1 protein-coding gene is annotated in these 1170 nt (G+C 55.2%); it reads right to left on the bottom strand.

Annotated elements, in window-relative coordinates:
- On the bottom strand, positions 1 to 1170 hold a 1170-nt coding region (locus ICL55_RS34855; protein ID WP_188106690.1), incomplete at both ends, for an amino acid adenylation domain-containing protein.

Here is a 1170-nt window from a genome sequence, read left to right as displayed (position 1 = left end):
AAAACGGGACAGCTGCATAAACCGGCCCGGCACCATATACGCCGGGATACGCTCCAACAGCCGCTCATACAAGACGCTGCTGCTCTGAGCCACCTCACTGATCACATATCCGACCAGGTTATATTCGCCGTTTTTATCTTTTACCGCCCGCACACTTGCGCCGGTGATATCCGGCAGACTAAGCAACGCATGCTCTACTTCACCCAGCTCTATCCGATACCCCCGCACTTTCACCTGATCATCGGTGCGGCCCATGTATACCAGGTTGCCATCCGGCTGCCAGCGTACCAGGTCGCCCGTGCGGTACAGCCGCTCACCCGCGATGAACGGATGGTCCACAAAGCTGCTCTCTGTCAGCAACGGCCTGTTGAGATAACCCTGCGCCAGCTGCACCCCGCCGATATACAACTCTCCGGCTACGCCCACCGGTAATAACTGCCGGTTGGCATCCAGCACATATAAACGGGTATTGCTTACTGGTTTGCCGATCGGAATAACGTCCAGGCCGGCACGCGTCACAAAGCTGGTCACGTCTATCGATGCTTCCGTAGGACCATACAGGTTATTTAACGGCACGGCCGTTTTGCTGTACCAGGTGTTCACCGTTCTTACCGACAGCGCCTCTCCACTGGCGATCACCTGTTTTAAAGATGACAGGTCGGTATCTGCTTCCGCCATAAACATGTCCAGCATGCCCGGCACAAAATGAATATGCGTGACCTGATACGCCGCTATCAGCGCGCCGATCCGTGCAGGAGACACTACATCCTCATCTTCGCAAAGTACCAGCCGGCAACCCCAGCACAGCGGCAGGAAGATCTCCCATACCGACACGTCAAAAGTGAAAGTCGTTTTCTGTAATACGGCGTCGTCATTTGTGAAAGCGTAGGTACGCCACATCCATTCCAGGCGGTTCACTACTCCCTTATGCCCCAGCATACAACCTTTCGGGCGACCGGTAGAACCAGAGGTATATAACACATAGGCCAGTGAATCCTCGCCGGTAGCCGGCAGTTCCCAGCTGCCCGCATAAGCCGCCTGGTGCTGTACAAAATCTGTGATCAGCGCATCATCAATACAGATGCGGCTGCCACTGTCAGATAAGATATAGTCGATGCGCTCTGCCGGGAAAGAGGGGTCCATCGGCACATAAGCGCCCCCTGTTTTCAG

The sequence above is a fragment of the Chitinophaga varians genome (assembly GCF_014529945.1).
GTDB classification, from domain to species: domain Bacteria; phylum Bacteroidota; class Bacteroidia; order Chitinophagales; family Chitinophagaceae; genus Chitinophaga; species Chitinophaga varians.
The sequence above is the reverse complement of the archived record's forward strand: the minus strand, read 5'-3'. Positions and strand labels throughout refer to the sequence as shown.